15 protein-coding genes are annotated in these 16,409 nt (G+C 71.9%); 14 read left to right on the top strand and 1 reads right to left on the bottom strand.

Going from position 1 to position 16,409, the window contains the following annotated elements:
• Positions 1 to 40: 40 nt before the first annotated feature.
• The 14 genes from ACF1B9_RS20885 (at position 41) to ACF1B9_RS20820 (ending at position 16,045) form a co-directional block, all read left to right on the top strand.
• Positions 41 to 1,639: a polyamine aminopropyltransferase gene (locus tag ACF1B9_RS20885; RefSeq protein WP_391744486.1), complete on the top strand. Its 1,599-nt coding sequence runs from the start codon at positions 41 to 43 to the stop codon at positions 1,637 to 1,639.
• Between the two features lie 184 nt (positions 1,640 to 1,823).
• Entirely contained in the window at positions 1,824 to 2,795 is a 972-nt protein-coding gene (locus ACF1B9_RS20880; RefSeq protein ID WP_391744487.1) for a carbon monoxide dehydrogenase, read from the top strand.
• A gap of 22 nt (positions 2,796 to 2,817) precedes the next feature.
• The gene (locus tag ACF1B9_RS20875) at positions 2,818 to 3,615 is read left to right on the top strand and encodes an aldose 1-epimerase (protein WP_391744489.1); all 798 of its coding nucleotides are present in this window, start codon (positions 2,818 to 2,820) and stop codon (positions 3,613 to 3,615) included.
• Positions 3,616 to 3,692: 77 nt separating this feature from the next.
• Positions 3,693 to 4,232 (top strand): orotate phosphoribosyltransferase, encoded by a 540-nt coding sequence (pyrE, locus tag ACF1B9_RS20870; RefSeq protein WP_351084159.1) that lies wholly within the window; start codon positions 3,693 to 3,695, stop codon positions 4,230 to 4,232.
• A gap of 211 nt (positions 4,233 to 4,443) precedes the next feature.
• Positions 4,444 to 5,475: a class II fructose-bisphosphate aldolase gene (gene fbaA, locus ACF1B9_RS20865; protein WP_391744491.1), complete on the top strand. Its 1,032-nt coding sequence runs from the start codon at positions 4,444 to 4,446 to the stop codon at positions 5,473 to 5,475.
• 113 nt (positions 5,476 to 5,588) lie between these two features.
• Positions 5,589 to 6,764 carry a MalY/PatB family protein gene (locus tag ACF1B9_RS20860; RefSeq protein WP_391744492.1) on the top strand — a complete coding sequence of 392 codons (1,176 nt, stop codon included), beginning with the start codon at positions 5,589 to 5,591 and terminating at the stop codon, positions 6,762 to 6,764.
• A 166-nt stretch (positions 6,765 to 6,930) separates the two neighbouring features.
• A complete protein-coding gene (locus ACF1B9_RS20855) occupies positions 6,931 to 8,493 on the top strand; it encodes an MFS transporter (protein ID WP_391744494.1) in 1,563 nt (520 codons plus the stop codon).
• Positions 8,494 to 8,586: 93 nt separating this feature from the next.
• Positions 8,587 to 9,000, top strand: coding sequence for a DUF3151 domain-containing protein (locus ACF1B9_RS20850; RefSeq protein WP_391744496.1), 414 nt, complete (start codon positions 8,587 to 8,589; stop codon positions 8,998 to 9,000).
• 272 nt (positions 9,001 to 9,272) lie between these two features.
• Complete coding sequence (locus tag ACF1B9_RS20845) at positions 9,273 to 10,121, top strand: tryptophan 2,3-dioxygenase family protein (protein WP_391744497.1); 849 nt, start codon at positions 9,273 to 9,275, stop codon at positions 10,119 to 10,121.
• Positions 10,114 to 11,310: a kynureninase gene (gene kynU, locus ACF1B9_RS20840; protein WP_391744499.1), complete on the top strand. Its 1,197-nt coding sequence runs from the start codon at positions 10,114 to 10,116 to the stop codon at positions 11,308 to 11,310. The genes ACF1B9_RS20845 and kynU overlap by 8 nt, the downstream gene beginning before the upstream one ends.
• A 268-nt stretch (positions 11,311 to 11,578) precedes the next feature.
• The gene (locus tag ACF1B9_RS20835) at positions 11,579 to 12,454 is read left to right on the top strand and encodes an alpha/beta hydrolase family protein (protein ID WP_391744500.1); all 876 of its coding nucleotides are present in this window, start codon (positions 11,579 to 11,581) and stop codon (positions 12,452 to 12,454) included.
• Positions 12,455 to 12,593: 139 nt separating this feature from the next.
• A complete protein-coding gene (locus ACF1B9_RS20830; RefSeq protein ID WP_391744626.1) occupies positions 12,594 to 14,051 on the top strand; it encodes a histidine kinase in 1,458 nt (485 codons plus the stop codon).
• A gap of 5 nt (positions 14,052 to 14,056) precedes the next feature.
• Positions 14,057 to 14,737 (top strand): response regulator, encoded by a 681-nt coding sequence (locus ACF1B9_RS20825; RefSeq protein WP_391744502.1) that lies wholly within the window; start codon positions 14,057 to 14,059, stop codon positions 14,735 to 14,737.
• 69 nt (positions 14,738 to 14,806) lie between these two features.
• Entirely contained in the window at positions 14,807 to 16,045 is a 1,239-nt protein-coding gene (locus ACF1B9_RS20820) for a cytochrome P450 (protein ID WP_391744504.1), read from the top strand.
• Between the two features lie 16 nt (positions 16,046 to 16,061).
• Here the strand turns inward: ACF1B9_RS20820 and ACF1B9_RS20815 are convergent, their stop codons facing one another.
• The gene (locus ACF1B9_RS20815) at positions 16,062 to 16,391 is read right to left on the bottom strand and encodes a hypothetical protein (RefSeq protein ID WP_391744506.1); all 330 of its coding nucleotides are present in this window, start codon (positions 16,389 to 16,391) and stop codon (positions 16,062 to 16,064) included.
• Between the last annotated feature and the right edge of the window lie 18 nt (positions 16,392 to 16,409).

The raw sequence follows: 16,409 nt of genomic DNA, 5'->3' as shown, positions 1-16,409 counted from the left end.
GTGACAGGCGGCAACCTCTTCGTGACGTAGCGTTCGCCTCATGATCGACCAGCAGGTGTCGCTGCGAGGGGGCGCGGCATGCCTTCCCGTACGACCGAGGACCGGTCGGTGTCTCGTGCTGGCCGCTGTCTTCGTCTGTGCTGCCTGCGGTCTGGTGTACGAGCTCGAACTGGTGGCGCTCGCTTCCTACTTGATCGGTGATTCCGTCACCCAGGCGTCCGTCGTGCTCTCCGTGATGGTGTTCGCGATGGGCGTCGGCTCGCTCCTCGCGAAACGTTTACGCAGCCGTGCCGCGGTCGGGTTCGGGCTGATCGAGGCGGTGCTCGCACTCGTCGGCGGCTCCTCGGCGCTCGTGCTGTACGCGACGTTCGCGTGGATCGGGGAGTCGCGGTACGCCCTGGTGGGGTTCTCGTTCGCGATCGGCGTCCTGATCGGAGCGGAGATCCCGTTGCTGATGACGCTGATCCAGCGTGTCGACCGGCAGGACGCGGGCGGGGCCGTCGCCGACCTCTTCGCCGCCGACTACGTGGGTGCGCTGGTGGGCGGACTGGCGTTCCCCTTTCTGCTGCTGCCGGTGCTCGGACAGCTCACCGGGGCGCTGTTCACCGGCGCGGTCAACGCGGCGGCGGGCGGGGCTCTGGTGCTGTGGGTGTTCCGGCGGGACCTCACCCCGCGCTCCCGGTGGCTGCTGGTCGTCGTCAACGTGGCTGTGATCGCCGTGCTCGCCGTCGCCACCGCGCTGGTCGACGACTTCGAGCGGGCGGCGCGGCGCGCGGTGTACGGGGACGGGGTGCGGGTCGCGCTGCAGACCGGCGTCCAGGAGGTCGTGCTGACGGGGGCGGGCCGCAGCTCCCTGGATCTGTATCTGGACGGGCGGCTGCGGGTCAGCGCGCGCGACGAGTACCGCTACCACGAGGCGCTGGTGCACCCGGCGATGAACGGGCCGCGCGCCCGCGTCCTGATCCTGGGCGGCGGCGACGGTCTCGCCGCCCGGGAGGTGCTGCGCTATCGGGACGTACGCCGCGTCACCCTCGTCGAGCTGGATCCCGGCGTCACCCGGTTGGCGCGTACCGACCGCGCGCTCTCGGCGCTGAACGCCCACGCGTTCCGCGATCCCCGGCTGACCGTCGTCAACGCGGACGCCTTCAACTGGCTGCGGGCGGCGCACGGCGGCTACGACGTGGTGATCTCCGATCTGCCCGACCCCGGGATCTCCACCAGCACGAAGCTCTATTCGGCGGAGTTCTACGGCCTGGTCGCCGAGGCCCTCGCCCCGGGCGGCCGACTGGCCGTGCACGGGGGTCCGCCGGTCACCCGGCCGCATACGTACTGGACGGTGGAGGCGTCGATGAGGGCCGCGGGCCTGCACACCCGTCCGTACCGGATCGGCGGCCGGCTCTCCGACTTCGCGGCCGGCCCCGACCGGGCCACGCACCGGGCGCAGGCCCAGGACGGCTGGGGTTTCGTCCTCGCGGGTACGGCGGCCAAGCCCGCGCTCCGGCTCTCCCCGCAGGCGCCGACGCTCCGGTCGCTGACGCGGTCCTCGCTGGTGCGCGCGGGCCGGGACGCGGAGAGCGCCCGGCCGGGCGGCCTGCTGCCGTCGACGCTGGTGCATCCGCGGTACTGGGAGGACCGGTGAACCCGCCGCCCGGCGGCGCCGGGGAGCCGAACGGCTGACGGGCCCGGGAACCGCCGGCTTGACGCGGAGACGCAGACGTGACGCGGAACCACCGAGGGGCAGCGAGACCGCCGAGGGGCCTCGGACCCCCGGCATGACGTAGAACCGCTGACGGGATGGCCGGGGCTGAGTAGGCTCGGTTTCCATGGAGCATGAGGTGTTCGTTCCGGTTCCGGCCCCGTCCCTGCGGCGGACGCTGGGCGATCCCGCCCGCGTCGCGCGCTGCGTACCGGGGCTTCAACGGGACGCCGACGAGTCCGCCGGTCCGCTGTCCGGCCGGCTCAGGATCCGGGTCGACGGCCACACGATCACGTACCGGGGCGTGCTGCGGCTCACCGCCTCTGCGCAGGACGGTCCGGACGGGGGCGGGATCCTGGTGGCGGGCGAGGGTGTCGAGGCCAGGGGAACCGGCTCGGCGAAGCTGACGCTGACGGTCAGCCTGACGGAGAAGGACGGCGGCACGGCGATCGGTTTCGCGGGTACGGCGAGCGGTGACGGCCGCCTGCTGGAGCTGGACCGGGCGGCGGCGCTCGCGGCGGCCCACCGGCTGCTGGACCGCTTCGCGCAGCAGTTGGTGACGGAGACGCTGGCGGGCGGCGCCGCTGCGGGTGAGGCACTCGGCGAGGCCGAGCGGTCCGTCGGGGAAGCGGTGGAGCAGGCGATCGAGGAGGGGGCCGAGGAGGCCGACGCGACCGGCGCGGCCGCCGCCCGGAACTCCGGGCCGGAGGCCACCGACGACACCGGCGACACGGACGACACGGACGACACCCCGCCCCCGCAGGATGCCGCCGCGGACGAATCACCCTCCGCCGAGAAGCCTCCGGGCACGGGCTCCGTCTTCGAGGCCCCCGTGCCTCCGTCGTCGCTCGACCCCATGGCGGACGCGGAGTTCACCGTCCCCGACGGCCCCCCGGCCGAGGCGGCGCACGCCCGGCGCACCATGATCGGCCGCAGCGCCGAGGAGGTCGACCACGCGCCGCCGCGCGGTAGGTACGCGCCGGTTCCGTCACCCGATTCGACCACCGCGGGCGTCACGCTGCGCTGGGTCGCCCCCGCCGCCGCGCTCGCGCTCGCGTCAGCTGTCGTGGTGAGCCGGGCGTTGCGGCGGCGCAGGTAGCGTCGCCAGTAATGTCGTTCCGGTGAGTAGCAGCGAGAAGGACGTCCGGCTGTCCGTCGGCGACGCAGAATTGACCGTGAACCCCGTCAACGGCTGTCGCATCAGCAGTCTGCGGATCGGTGGTACCGAACTGCTGCGGCAGGGGGAGCGGTACGGCTGCTTCCCGATGGTCCCGTGGTGCGGGCGCACCGAGGACGGGCTCTTTCACAACGGCGACGTCCAGCACCGGTTGCCGCTGAACTCCCCGCCGCACGCCATCCACGGCACCGGCAGGGACACCGCCTGGCGCACCGCCCGGGTGGGCGAGCGGGAGGCCTCGTTCTACTACGACCTCGCCGACCCGTGGCCGTATCCGGGCCGGGTGACCCAGACCTTCGAGCTGGCGGAGGACTCGCTCACGCTCGCGTTCGGCATCGAGACGTACGGTGACTCGTTCCCGGCACAGGCCGGCTGGCACCCCTGGTTCCTGCGGGACATCGGCGGCGGCAAGAACGTGGAGATCGCCTTCGACGCGGCCTGGCAGGAGGAGCGGGGCGAGAACCATCTGCCGACCGGCCGCCGCATCCCGCCGCTGCCCGGTCCGTGGGACGACTGCTTCGGGATGCCGGACGGCGTCGATGTGACGCTCATCTGGCCGGAGCAGCTGGAGCTGACCGTGAAGAGCCGGGCCGAGTGGGTCGTGATCTACGACGAGCAGGCCGAGGCGGTCTGCGTGGAGCCGCAGTCCGGCCCGCCGAACGGGCTGAACACCGACCCCCGGTACGTCACCCCGATCGAACCGCTGGAGATCGCGTCGACCTGGAGCTGGCGCAGGCTCTGACCCGGCACGGGCCCTGGCGCGGAGGCCGGCTCCGGCGCGGGCGCGGGCCCCGGGGCGCGCGCCTTAAGCTCGTAGCCATGACTGACGTACGTGCTGAGCTGCTCCAGCAGATCAAGGACAAGGCCGTGGTGCACGGCAAGGTGACCCTCTCCTCGGGTCTTGAGGCCGACTGGTACATCGATCTGCGCCGCATCACGCTGGACGGCAAGGCCGCTCCGATGGTCGGTCAGGTCATGCTCGACATCACCGCCGAACTGGACTACGACTGCGTGGGCGGGCTGACGCTGGGCGCGGACCCGGTCGCCACCTCGATGCTGCACGCCTCCGCCGCGCGCGGGCAGGAGCTGGACGCGTTCGTCGTCCGCAAGGCGCAGAAGGCGCACGGGATGCAGCGCCGCATCGAGGGCACGGATGTGAAGGGCCGCCGCTGCCTGGTCGTCGAGGACACCTCGACGACCGGGGGTTCGCCGCTGACGGCGGTCGAGGCGGTGCGCGAGGCCGGTGGCGAGGTCGTCGCCGTCGCCACGATCGTGGAGCGGGGTGCGGCTCCGGCCATCGCCGAGGCCGGGCTCCCGTACCTCCACGCATACACGGTGGCGGACCTCGATCTGGCCTGATGTAGGGGTTGACCTGCGGTTTCTTTCGAGGGCGGGCTGTTTCACGTGAAACAGCCCGCCCTCGACGCATGCCCGCCGACCACTCGTCCGGGTACCGGGGGAAGGGCCAGGTGGAGCCGGAGCAAGAGTCTGGGAAGATGGGGGCGACGATGACGTCGCCCCCAGGTCAGGGAACCAGCACGCACACCCGCACACCCCAAGGAGCGGTCAGATGCCCATCGCAACCCCCGAGGTCTACGCCGAGATGCTCGACCGGGCGAAGGCAGGCAAGTTCGCCTACCCGGCCATCAATGTGACGTCGACGCAGACCCTGCACGCTGCACTGCGCGGCTTCGCGGAGGCGGAGAGCGACGGCATCGTCCAGATCTCCACCGGTGGGGCGGAGTTCCTGGGCGGCCAGTACAGCAAGGACATGGTCACGGGCGCCGTCGCCCTCGCCGAGTTCGCGCACATCGTCGCCGCCAAGTACGGCATCTCGGTCGCGCTGCACACCGACCACTGCCCCAAGGACAAGCTGGACGGTTACGTACGTCCGCTGCTCGACATCTCCGCCGAGCGCGTCGCCAAGGGCCAGAACCCGCTGTTCCAGTCGCACATGTGGGACGGTTCGGCCGAGACCCTCGCCGACAACCTGGCCATCGGCCAGGAACTGCTCGCCAAGGCCGCCGCCGCCAAGATCATTCTTGAGGTCGAGATCACCCCGACCGGCGGCGAGGAGGACGGCGTCACGCACGAGATCAACGACGAGCTGTACACGACCGTCGACGACGCGCTGCGCACCGCCGAGGCGCTCGGTCTGGGCGAGAAGGGCCGCTACCTGCTGGCCGCCTCCTTCGGCAACGTCCACGGCGTCTACAAGCCGGGCAACGTCGTGCTCCGTCCCGAGCTGCTGAAGGACCTCCAGGAGGGCGTCGCCGCCAAGTACGGCAAGCCGGCCGGCAGCCAGCCCTTCGACTTCGTCTTCCACGGCGGCTCCGGCTCCACCGAGCAGGAGATCACCACCGCGCTGGAGAACGGCGTCGTGAAGATGAACCTCGACACCGACACCCAGTACGCCTTCACCCGCCCGATCGTGGACCACGTGTTCCGCAACTACGACGGTGTGCTGAAGGTCGACGGCGAGGTCGGCAACAAGAAGGTCTACGACCCGCGCAGCTGGGGCAAGTCCGCCGAGGCGGGCATGGCCAAGCGCGTCACGGAGGCCTGCGCCAACCTGCGGTCCACCGGCACCCGGCTGAAGTAGCCGCCGGTACGAAGCGCGGCCGTGGGCCCGGTATCCCCTGGGGTGCCGGGCCCACGGCATGTCCGAGAGAAGAAGTCCCACGACATGTCCGAGAGAAGAAGTGAGGGATCCCTGTGAGTTCCAGCGCCCACTATGACTTCGACACCGTCGTCGACCGCCGGGGCACCTGGTGCGTCCAGTGGGACGGGGTCGCGGACCGGTTCGGGGCGGACGGACTGCTGCCGTTCACGATCTCCGACATGGACTTCGAGACCGCACCGGAGGTGCTGAGCGCGCTGCGGGCCAGGCTCGACCACGGCGTGTTCGGCTACACGACCTGGCAGCAGGACGATTTCCGCTCGGCGATAGCCCACTGGTACGCGACCCGGTACGGGACGGGGATCGATACGGGGCAGTTGGTGTACGGGCCGTCCGTGCTCAGCCAGCTCTCGCAACTGCTGCAGATGTGGACGGCCGAGGGCGAGGGCGTGGTCGTCCACACCCCGACGTACGACGGTTTCCGCAAGGCGATCACCGGGCTCGGGCGCGAGCTGCGGGGCGTGCCGGTGGGGGACACGGCCGCGCTGGAACGCGAGCTCGCCCGCCCCGACAGCAAGGTCCTTCTCGTGTGCTCGCCGCACAATCCGACGGGCCGGGTGTGGACGGAGGCCGAACTGGGCGAGATGTCGGCGCTCGCCGCGCGGTACGGAGTCCTGGTGATCAGTGACGAGATCCACGCGGACTTCGTGCACGAGGGGCGGGTGCATGTGCCGTGGACGCGGGTCGGCGGCGAGGAGCGCTGGGCGCTGATCACCTCCGCGTCGAAGGCGTTCAACTTCCCGGCGCTGACCGGCTCGTACGGGCTGATCGCAGATCCGGCCGACCGGGCGGAGTTTCTGCGCCGGATGGAGACGGCAGAGGGGCTCGCCTCCCCGGCGGTGCTGTCACTGACCGCGCACATCGCCGCGTACCGGGAGGCCGGCCCGTGGCTGGACGAGGCTCGCGCGTACATCGCCGGAAACCTGGCGCTGGTCGCGAAACGGCTGAACGGGGCCTTCCCGGAGCTGGGGTGGGAGCCGCCGCAGGCCGGCTACCTGGCCTGGATCGATCTGCGTCCGGCCGGGATCGACGACGACGAGGCGTTGCAGCGGGTGCTGATCGAGCGCGAGAAGGTCGCGGTGATGCCGGGGGCGGTGTACGGGGCGGAGGGCTTCGTGCGACTGAACGTCGGGTGTCCGCGGTCCAAGGCGGAGGCGGGCGTGGAGGCGCTGATCCGGGGCGTGCGGGCTGTGACGGGAAGGGCGTCGTAGGGCCGGGGACCGACCGAGGCAACCCCCGGTACTCCGTCCCGGCACCGGAACGGTGAGGGGAGCAGCCGTCCGTCGCCCCGACCGGCCGACCGCAGCCCCGTGAGCATCCCCTGCCCCGATGGCCCGTCCGATGGCCTTCCCGGCGTGGAACGGGGATGCTGCTCGTATGTCTGACGCAGAGACGGGAGCCATCCGCGTCGCTTCTCCGACCGGACGGTGGGTCATCCTCACCACCGTCCTCGGCTCCAGCATGGCCCTGCTCGACTCCACCGTCATCAACGTCGCCCTGCCCCGCATCGGCAAGGACCTCGGCACCGACCTGGCCGCCCTCCAGTGGACCGTCAACGCCTACATGCTGACCCTCGCCGGGCTGATCCTTCTCGGGGGCGCCCTCGGGGACCGGTACGGGCGACGGCGGGTCTTCGTCGTCGGAGTCGTCTGGTTCGCCACCGCTTCCGTAATGTGCGGCATCGCGCCGAACGCTGTCGTGCTGATCGCCGCCCGCGCCCTTCAGGGCATCGGCGGGGCTCTCCTCACACCCGGTTCGCTGGCACTGATCCAGGCGAGCTTCCATCCGGACGACCGGGCCCGCGCGGTCGGACTGTGGTCGGGGCTCGGCGGGGTCGGTGCCGCCATCGGGCCGTTCGTCGGCGGCTGGCTCGTCGACGGACCCGGCTGGCGATGGGTCTTCCTGCTCAACGTGCCCGTCGCCGCGGTCTGCCTGCCGGTGGCGCTGCGCCATGTACCGGAATCGCGTGACCCCGATGCACACGGGCGCTTCGACGTGCTGGGCGCCGTGCTCGGCGCGCTCGCCCTCGCGCTGGTGACCTACGCGCTGATCGAGGCGCCGGGACAGGGCGCGTCCGGCGTGGTGATCGGGGCGGCCGTCGCCGGGATCGTCCTCGGGGCGGTGTTCGTGCAGGTGGAGCGGCGGCGGGCGGACCCGATGCTGCCGCCCTCGGTGTTCGCGTCCCGGCAGTTCACCGTCGTCAACATCATCACCCTCTGTGTGTACGCGGCGCTCGGCGGCTACTTCTTCCTCTCCGCGATCCAGCTCCAGGTCGTGGCCGGGTACTCGGCCCTCGGCGCAGGCACGGCCCTGCTGCCCACGACCGTGCTGATGCTCCTCTTCTCCGCCTCCTCGGGCGAACTGGGGCAGCGCATCGGGCCTCGTATCCCGCTCACCGTCGGCCCGCTGGTCGCCGCCGCCGGAATGCTGCTGATGCTGCGGGTCGGACCGGGGTCGAACTCCGTCTCCGGCTACTTCACCGACGTGCTCCCCGCCGTCGGTGTGATCGGCGTCGGACTCGTCACCGTGGTGGCGCCGCTCACCGCGACCGTCCTGGCCTCGGTGGACACGGCACGGGCCGGCCTCGCCAGCGGGATCAACAACGCGGCCGCCCGCGCCGCCGGGCTGATCGCGGTGGCCGCACTGCCGCTGCTCGCCGGAATGGGCCCGGAGGCCTACCGGAACGCCGACGAGTTCGCCGTGACGTTCCGGCGGGCCATGCCGATGTGTGCCGGGCTGCTCGTGCTGGGCGCGGTGATCGCCTGGGCGACCGTACGGAAACCTGCCGCGGTGCCGGACGAGAAGCGGAAGGCGCGACCTGAGTGCACGGTGCACTGTGGCGTCGTCGCCCCACCTCTGGAGCCCGAGCGCGAGGACGTGGAGACGCCGGGCGCGAACCGGCCCTCCGAGCGGCGGCCCGGTACCGCCGGCGCGGACTGAACCTCATGGAGCGTGCGAGCGCCCCGGCGCGAACTGCCTTCCCGAGTGGCGGCCGGGTACCCCGGCGCGCAGGTGCCAGGCACACTTGAACCCATGTCGATCCACGAGAACCTGCTCGGGGGGCCTCCCCCGACCCACCTGCCCGACGACCCGGAGCCGCGCGAGCTGCTCGCCAACGGCACGGCCCCCGCCGATGTCGCGGCGAAGTACCCGACCTCCTCCCTGGCCTGGGCGCAGCTCGCCGACGAGGCGTTCGAGGGCGGCCGCGTCGTCGAGTCGTACGCCTACGCCCGCACCGGCTACCACCGCGGCCTCGACGCGCTGCGCAGGGCCGGCTGGAAGGGCCACGGCCCCGTACCGTTCGAGCACGAGCCGAACCGCGGCTTCCTGCGCGCCCTGCACGCCCTCGCGCGGGCCGCCCAGGCGATCGGCGAGCAGGAGGAGTACGAGCGCTGCTCGGCGTTCCTGCGCGACTCCTCGCCGACCGCCGCCGAGACCCTCGGCTGACTGTCCCGTACCTCAGGGTCCCCCATTCGGATCAGGCCGGATCAGCGAGCCGGGGCCCGGTGCCGGGACACGCGAGCCCGGCATGTTCCGGACGAGCGGCCCCTGCCGTACACGTACACCTTGTGACGTTCCGGACCCCGCAGATGTACAGGCATCTGCGGGGTCTGCACGCTTGTGCGGGCTCCGTCTAGGATGCCGACAGGGGACCGGAGCTCCACCACCTCACGGAAGGGGCGGACCGCTACCCGGAAGCTCGTGTCGAGGAGACAGCAATGTCGACGATCCACCCCGACCCCGAAGCCACCGGTGCGCAGACCCCGCACCTCGACTTCGCGGGAACGACTCCGTACGAGGACTATGTCCAGGCCGATGTCCTGACCCACCTCCAGCACCCTCGCTCCGACGACCCGGGCGAAATGGTCTTCCTGGTCACCACCCAGGTCATGGAACTCTGGTTCACCGTCATCGTCCACGAGTGGGAGACCGCCGCGCACGCCCTGCGCGAGGACCGGACGGTCGTGGCACGCGACGCGCTCAAGCGGTCGGTGCGGGAGCTGGAGGCGCTCAACGCCTCCTGGACGCCGCTCGCCCAGCTCACTCCCGCCCAGTTCAACTCCTACCGCGCCTCCCTCGGTGAGGGCTCCGGCTTCCAGTCGGCGATGTACCGGCGGATGGAGTTCCTGCTCGGCGACAAGTCCGCGTCGATGCTCGTGCCGCACCGTGGCGCGCCCCGCGTCCACGCCGAGCTGGAGAAGGCGCTCGGCGAACCGGGCCTGTACGACGAGACGCTCGCGCTGCTCGCCCGGCGCGGGTACGCCGTACCGCAGGCCGTGCTCGGCCGGGACCTCACGCAGAAGTACGAGCCGTCCCCCGAGGTCGAGGCCGTCTGGACGGAGATCTACGCCAACCCCGACCAGCACGACGAGCTGGTCCGGCTCGGCGAGGCGCTGACCGACGTCGGTGAACTGGTGTGGCGCTGGCGCAACGACCATCTCGTCGCCACCCGGCGCGCGATGGGCTCGAAGACCGGGACCGGCGGTTCCGCCGGGGTCTCGTGGCTGGAGAAGCGGGCCACGAAGAACGTGTTCCCCGAGCTCTGGACGGCGCGCAGCCATGTCTGAGACCTTCGCCGCGCGTGCCGCGGCACTCGACGCAGCCGACCCGCTCGCCGATCTGCGCAAGCTGTTCACCCTCGACGACACCGTGTACCTCGACGGCAACTCGCTGGGCGCGCTGCCCGCCCATGTACCCGCCCGGGTGCAGGAGGTCCTCACCCGCGAATGGGGCGAGCTGCGCATCCGGTCCTGGGGCGAGAGCGGCTGGTGGACCGCGCCCGAGCGGATCGGCGACCGGATCGCCCCGCTCGTCGGGGCCGCCGCCGGGCAGATCGTCGTCGGCGACTCGACGAGCGTGAACGTCTTCAAGGCCGTCGTCGCCGCGAGCCGGCTGGCGCCGGAAGGACGCGACGAGATCCTCGTCGACGCGACGACCTTTCCCACGGACGGGTACATCGCCGCGTCGGCGGCCCGGATGACCGGCCACCGGCTCGTCCCGGTCGCGCCCGCCGACGTGCCGGACGCCCTCGGACCGCGTACCGCGGCCGTCCTGCTCAACCATGTCGACTTCCGCACCGGCAGGCTCCACGACCTGCCCGCACTCACCGCCGCCGTGCACGCGGCGGGCGGGCTCGCCGTCTGGGACCTGTGCCACAGCGCGGGCGCCCTGCCCGTCGGCCTCGACGCGCACGGCGTGGACCTCGCGGTCGGCTGCACGTACAAGTACCTGAACGGCGGCCCCGGTTCGCCCGCCTACCTCTACGTCGCCGAACGCCACCAGGCGGCCTTCGACTCGCCCCTGCCGGGGTGGACGTCGCACGCCGACCCGTTCGGCATGACACCGGGGTACGTCCCGGCGGACGGTGCGGTACGCGGCCGGGTCGGTACCCCGGACATCCTCTCCATGCTGGCGCTCGAAGCGTCGCTGGACGTGTGGAACGGGGTGTCGATCGAGGCGGTACGCGCCAAGTCCCTGGCACTGACGGACTTCTTCCTGGAATGCGTCGACGCGTACGCGCCCGAGGGCCGGGTCACCTCCGTCACCCCGGACGCGCACGCGGAGCGCGGCAGCCAGGTCGCGCTGCGGTGCGCGGACGCGGAACCGGTGATGAGCGCGCTCATCGGGCGCGGCGTCGTCGGTGACCTGCGGCGGCCGGACGTGCTGCGATTCGGGTTCACACCGCTGTACGTGGGGTTCGCGGACGTGGAGCGGGCGGCGCGGGTACTGGGCGAGGTGCTGGCGGACGCGGCCTGAGGCGGCGGCGGGCCGGGAGCCGGCGGCCCTGGCCCGTCCCCGGCGCGTGCTTGACGGCCGGGTCGGCGGTGACGTCCGGGTCGCCGTAGCGGGTTCGTGCGGTGGGTCCGCGTCGTGGGTCGTCTCGTGGGATCGCGCGGTGGGTCCGCGCGGGGCTGGTGCGAGCGCTGGTTCTGCTGGTCCGCCGCCGGTACCGGCGGCCTTCCGTACTGGTACCGTCCCCGCAGGTCAGCCCAGTTGGGCTCAGAGACAGGACGGTGGGAGCAGCATGTCGGATTCTGCCGCGCGTGATCGTGACGCAGCCGAGACCGAGTCGGCCCTCTCGCATCCACCGGTCGCCCCCGATGCGTCCGCCGCCTACGGCAACCACCCCGACCAGCTGATCGACTTCTACGCCCCGCGCGACGGCCGGAGCGGTGCGCCGGTCGTGGTCGTCGTGCACGGCGGGTCCTGGCGGGCGCCGTACGACCGGCAGCACGTTTCGCCGTTCGCGGACTTTCTGGCCCGGCGCGGTTTCGCCGTCGCCAGCGTCGAGTACCGGCGCGGCGGCGAGATCCCGCAGCAACGGGGTTCCGGCCCGGTCGCGGGCCGCTGGCCGGAGACCCTCGACGACGTCGCCGCGGCGATGGACGCGCTGCCGGACCTGCTGGCGCGGGAGCTTCCGGAGGCCGACGCCCGGCGGATCGTCGTCACCGGGCACTCCGCCGGCGGGCAGCTCGCGCTGTGGGCAGCGGCCCGGCACGTGCTGCCCGAGGACTCGCCGTGGCGGCTGCCCGCACCGCCGCCGCTGCGGGGTGTCGTCGCCCTCGCACCGATCGCCGACTTCGCCACGGCCGTCGAGCTGAATGTGTGCTCGGGCGCGGTCGTCCAGTTCCTCGGTGGAGAAGAGGACGTCGAGGAACGCTCCGCGCACGCCGACCCGGCTGCGCTGCTGCCCACCGGGATCGCGACGACGGTGGTGCAGGGCACCACCGACCTCGATGTGCCGCAGGCGGTCTCGGAGGCGTTCGTCGACGCGGCGGCGAAGGCGGGGGAGACGGTGGGGCTGACCCTGCTGCCCGACGTCGGCCACTACCCGTTGATCGACCCGGCGACCGACGCGTGCGCGGTGGTGGCGGAGGAGCTGGCCCAGCTGGCCTGGTGAGCGGGGCCCGTCGGCGGTCCGGCCCGTAGTACTTGCGACGGACGGCGCAGGATCCGTATCACTGCTGACGACCCGGGCGGCGCTCGGCCCCTACCTTGAGAACGTGACCGAGACCAAGAGCAGAAGCCCTGAGTACCGAATGGCCGCGGGAACGCTGGGCGGCCTGCGGCAGGACCTATTCCGTGACGCCTTCGCATACCGTCCGCTGGAGCGGATGAGGACCGACGGGCCGCTGCTCCGGCAACTGCCGGAGCGGATGCGTGAGCGTATCGCGTGGACGCCCCACGCACTGGTCGGCACGGCAGCCCTGTTCGTGGTCCTCATCGGCCTGCTCTCGGCGGACTCCGGCGCTCTGCGTATGGCGGTCGGCACCGTCATGCTCATGCTGCTCCCGGCGATCACCGTACTGATGACGCTGGTCAGGCCGGTCGGCGCGTTCTGGATATCGATGGCGCTCACTCCGTTCGCGGCGGTCATCGACGGTCACTACTGGCCATGGGTGCCCAGTACCTTTCTCTCGCATCTGACGGTGCTGGTCGTGGTCGCGGCCCGGACCCGGCCCCGTACCGCCGCCTGGATGTGGGGGCTCACCTTGGCGTTCGGCGGCATGCTGGACAACCTGGGCGGCTGGCACACCTCCTCCACCACCTCCGTCCTTGCCGTGGTCTCCGCGTTCGCACTGCTGGTGGTGGCCGTGGTGCAGATCCGTCGCGACGCGGAGCGCGAGGTGACCGTGCAGCGCACCGTGACCGCCGTCGAACGCGACCGGCGCACACTCCTCGAGGAGCGCACCACGATCGCCCGGGAGCTGCACGACGTGGTCGCCCACCACATGTCGGTCGTCGCGATCCAGGCCGAGGCCGCCCCGTACCGGGTGGAGAACCCGCCGCCCGAGCTGGAGCAGGCCTTCGCCACGATCCGGGAGAACGCGGTCGCCGCCCTCACCGAACTGCGCCGGGTCCTCGGTGTCGTACGGGCCGAGGACCAGCAGGTGCCGGACGCCCCGCAGCCCACCCTCGCCCAGCTCGACGGGCTCCTCGCCAATGTGCGCGAGGCGGGTCTGCAGACGGAGAAGACGGTCACCGGCGCGGTACGTGAACTGCCGCAGGGCGTCGAGCTGTCGGCGTACCGGATCATTCAGGAAGCCCTCAGCAACACGCTGCGGCACGCACCGGGTGCCACGGCCAAGGTGGAGATCGGCTACGTGCTGAGCGGGCTCGGTCTGCGCGTCGTCAACGGGCCGCCGACCGGTCCGGTGCAGCCCTCGCCGGGTGCCGGTCACGGGATCACCGGGATGCGGGAGCGGGTCGCGATGCTGGACGGCGACATGACGGCCGTGGCGACGGCGGAGGGCGGCTACGAGATCACGGCCTTCATCCCGGTCCGTCTCGCCGAAGAGCCGCACGAGTCGCAGGAGTCGCACGAGTCGCACGAGTCGCACGAGTCGCACGAGACACTGGGGACGCACAGGACGCATGGCAAGACCGATGAGCCGTACGGGACGGATGAGCCGTACGTGACGGGCGAGAGGCTCGGGGCTCGGCCGGAAAAGCGGGAGATCCGGCTGGAGAAGACGGAAGAGGCGGAAAGAGCATGACCGGCATGACCACCTCCCCCACCACTCCGCCCATCCGGGTGCTGATCGTCGACGACCAGATGATGGTCCGCGAGGGCTTCTCGGTGCTGCTCAACGCCATGCCGGGGATCGAGGTCGTCGGCGAGGCCGTCGACGGCCGACAGGCCATCGCGCAGGTCGCGGCGCTGCGGCCCGATGTGGTGCTGATGGACATCCGGATGCCGGAGCTCAACGGCATCGAGGCCACCCGCGAGATCGTCGCCGCCGACGCGGACGCCAAGGTGCTGGTGCTGACCACCTTCGACCTCGACGAGTACGTGTACCAGGCGTTGCGCGCCGGGGCGTCGGGCTTCCTCCTCAAGGACGCCTCCGCCCGCCAGCTCGCCGACGGGGTACGGGTGGTCGCCTCCGGCGAGGCGCTGCTCGCCCCGACCGTCACGAAGCGGCTGATCAACGAGTTCTCGAAGCTCGCCGAGGTCCCGCGCCCGCCCGCCCTCGCCCGGATCGGCGACCTCACGGAGCGCGAGACGGAGGTGCTCGTCCTCATCGCGCAGGGGCGGTCCAACTCGGAGATCGCCTCGCGTCTGGTGGTCGCCGAGTCCACCATCAAGACGCATGTGAGCCGCATCCTGGTGAAGCTGGGGCTGCGGGACCGCACGCAGGCGGCCGTCTTCGCGTACGAGGCCCGGCTGGTCACGCCTTCCTGAGGGGCCCGGGGACCCGGGGGGACCGGGCGGGGGTGGTCGGCGGGCGGTGGGTCCGGTTAGCGTCCGCATATGCACCCGTCTTCCCGTTCCGCGGCCGATGCCCCCTTCGGTTCGTTCGACCCCTGGTCCCCGGCGTTCGTCGCCGACCCGTACCCCGCCTACGCCACCCTGCGTGCCGCCGGCCGGGTGCACTACTTCGAGCCGACCGACCAGTGGCTCGTCCCGCACCACGCCGATGTGTCCGCGCTGCTGCGCGACCGCCGCCTGGGCCGTACGTACCTGCACCGTTTCACCCACGAGGAGTTCGGCCGTACACCGCCGCCCGCCGCGCACGAGCCCTTCCACACCCTGAACGGACAGGGGCTTCTCGACCTGGAGGCGCCCGACCACACCCGGATCCGGCGCCTGGTCTCGAAGGCGTTCACCCCGCGTACGGTCGAGCAGCTCGTCCCGACCGTGCAGCGGCTGGCCGCCGGGCTGGTGGACTCCTTCGTGGAGGCGGGCGGCGGCGATCTGCTCAAGGCGGTCGCCGAACCGCTGCCCGTGGCCGTCATCGCCGAGATGCTCGGCATCCCGGAGTCCGACCGCGCCCCGCTGCGGCCCTGGTCGGCGGCGATCTGCGGAATGTTTGAACTGAACCCGTCCGACGACACCGCCCGTGCCGCCGTGCGCGCCTCGCTCGAATTCTCCGCGTATCTGCGCGAGCTGATCGAGGAGCGGCGGAAGAACCCCGGCACGGATCTGATCTCCGCGCTCATCGCCGCCCATGACGAGGGGGAGCGGCTGAGCGAGCAGGAGATGGTCTCCACCTGCGTACTGCTGCTCAACGCGGGCCACGAGGCCACCGTCAACACCACGGTGAACGGCTGGTGGACCCTGCTGCGTCACCCCGAGCAGCTGGCCGCCCTGCGCGCCGACCACGGGCTGCTGCCGACCGCGATCGAGGAGCTGATGCGGTACGACACTCCGTTGCAGATGTTCGAGCGCTGGGTGCTCGACGACATCGAGATCGACGGCACGGTCGTTCCGCGTGGTTCCGAGGTGGCCCTGCTCTTCGGTTCCGCCAACCGCGACCCGGCCCGCTTCCCGGCCCCGGACACCCTGGACCTTTCCCGCCGGGAGAACCCGCACATCACCTTCGGCGCGGGCATCCACTTCTGCCTGGGCGCCCCGCTGGCCCGGGTCGAACTGGCCGCTTCCTTCGGCGAGCTGCTGCGCCGTGCCCCGAACCTGCGACTGGCGGCCGAGCCCGAGTGGAACCCGGGCTATGTGATCAGGGGGCTGAAGGAACTCCGCGTCGAGCTGTGACGGGGCCGGCCGGGGCTCAGCACTTCGGCCCGCAGTTCATCGGCGGCCCGTCCAGCACGTCGGACGCCACTCCGAAGCCGGCCAGGGCCGTGAGGAGCACCGCCGCCCCGAGGGCCGGCCGCCACTTGCGCTGAACGAGGGCGAAAAGGGTGAGCCCGGCCGCGATGCCGCCGAGGGTCATGACGGGCAACCCGAGCCAGAGCACGTTCCACTCCGACTCGCCCTCGAAGCCGCCGAAGATTCCGCGTCGGCCGTACGGGGCCCAGGCGAGCATCCCGGCGGCCCCGCCGGCGGCGGCGATCGCGCATCCGGCGACCCCGCGGATGGCTTCGCGTCGGCTGTCCATGATCTGGAGGACGCCTGC

Source organism: Streptomyces sp. NPDC014727, from assembly GCF_043083485.1.
In the GTDB taxonomy this organism is placed as follows: Bacteria; Actinomycetota; Actinomycetes; order Streptomycetales; family Streptomycetaceae; genus Streptomyces.
This window is presented reverse-complemented; position numbering and strand designations above follow the sequence as displayed.

Bases quoted from the DNA above. Each gene is read 5' to 3' on its own strand.
- ACF1B9_RS20885 (WP_391744486.1), top strand. From the start codon at position 41: ATGATCGACCAGCAGGTGTCGCTGCGAGGGGGCGCGGCATGCCTTCCC.
- ACF1B9_RS20880 (WP_391744487.1), top strand. From the start codon at position 1,824: ATGGAGCATGAGGTGTTCGTTCCGGTTCCGGCCCCGTCCCTGCGGCGG.
- pyrE (WP_351084159.1), top strand. From the start codon at position 3,693: ATGACTGACGTACGTGCTGAGCTGCTCCAGCAGATCAAGGACAAGGCC.
- fbaA (WP_391744491.1), top strand. From the start codon at position 4,444: ATGCCCATCGCAACCCCCGAGGTCTACGCCGAGATGCTCGACCGGGCG.
- ACF1B9_RS20855 (WP_391744494.1), top strand. From the start codon at position 6,931: ATGTCTGACGCAGAGACGGGAGCCATCCGCGTCGCTTCTCCGACCGGA.
- ACF1B9_RS20850 (WP_391744496.1), top strand. From the start codon at position 8,587: ATGTCGATCCACGAGAACCTGCTCGGGGGGCCTCCCCCGACCCACCTG.
- ACF1B9_RS20845 (WP_391744497.1), top strand. From the start codon at position 9,273: ATGTCGACGATCCACCCCGACCCCGAAGCCACCGGTGCGCAGACCCCG.
- kynU (WP_391744499.1), top strand. From the start codon at position 10,114: ATGTCTGAGACCTTCGCCGCGCGTGCCGCGGCACTCGACGCAGCCGAC.
- ACF1B9_RS20835 (WP_391744500.1), top strand. From the start codon at position 11,579: ATGTCGGATTCTGCCGCGCGTGATCGTGACGCAGCCGAGACCGAGTCG.
- ACF1B9_RS20830 (WP_391744626.1), top strand. From the start codon at position 12,594: ATGGCCGCGGGAACGCTGGGCGGCCTGCGGCAGGACCTATTCCGTGAC.
- ACF1B9_RS20825 (WP_391744502.1), top strand. From the start codon at position 14,057: ATGACCACCTCCCCCACCACTCCGCCCATCCGGGTGCTGATCGTCGAC.
- ACF1B9_RS20820 (WP_391744504.1), top strand. From the start codon at position 14,807: ATGCACCCGTCTTCCCGTTCCGCGGCCGATGCCCCCTTCGGTTCGTTC.
- ACF1B9_RS20815 (WP_391744506.1), bottom strand. From the start codon at position 16,391: ATGGACAGCCGACGCGAAGCCATCCGCGGGGTCGCCGGATGCGCGATC.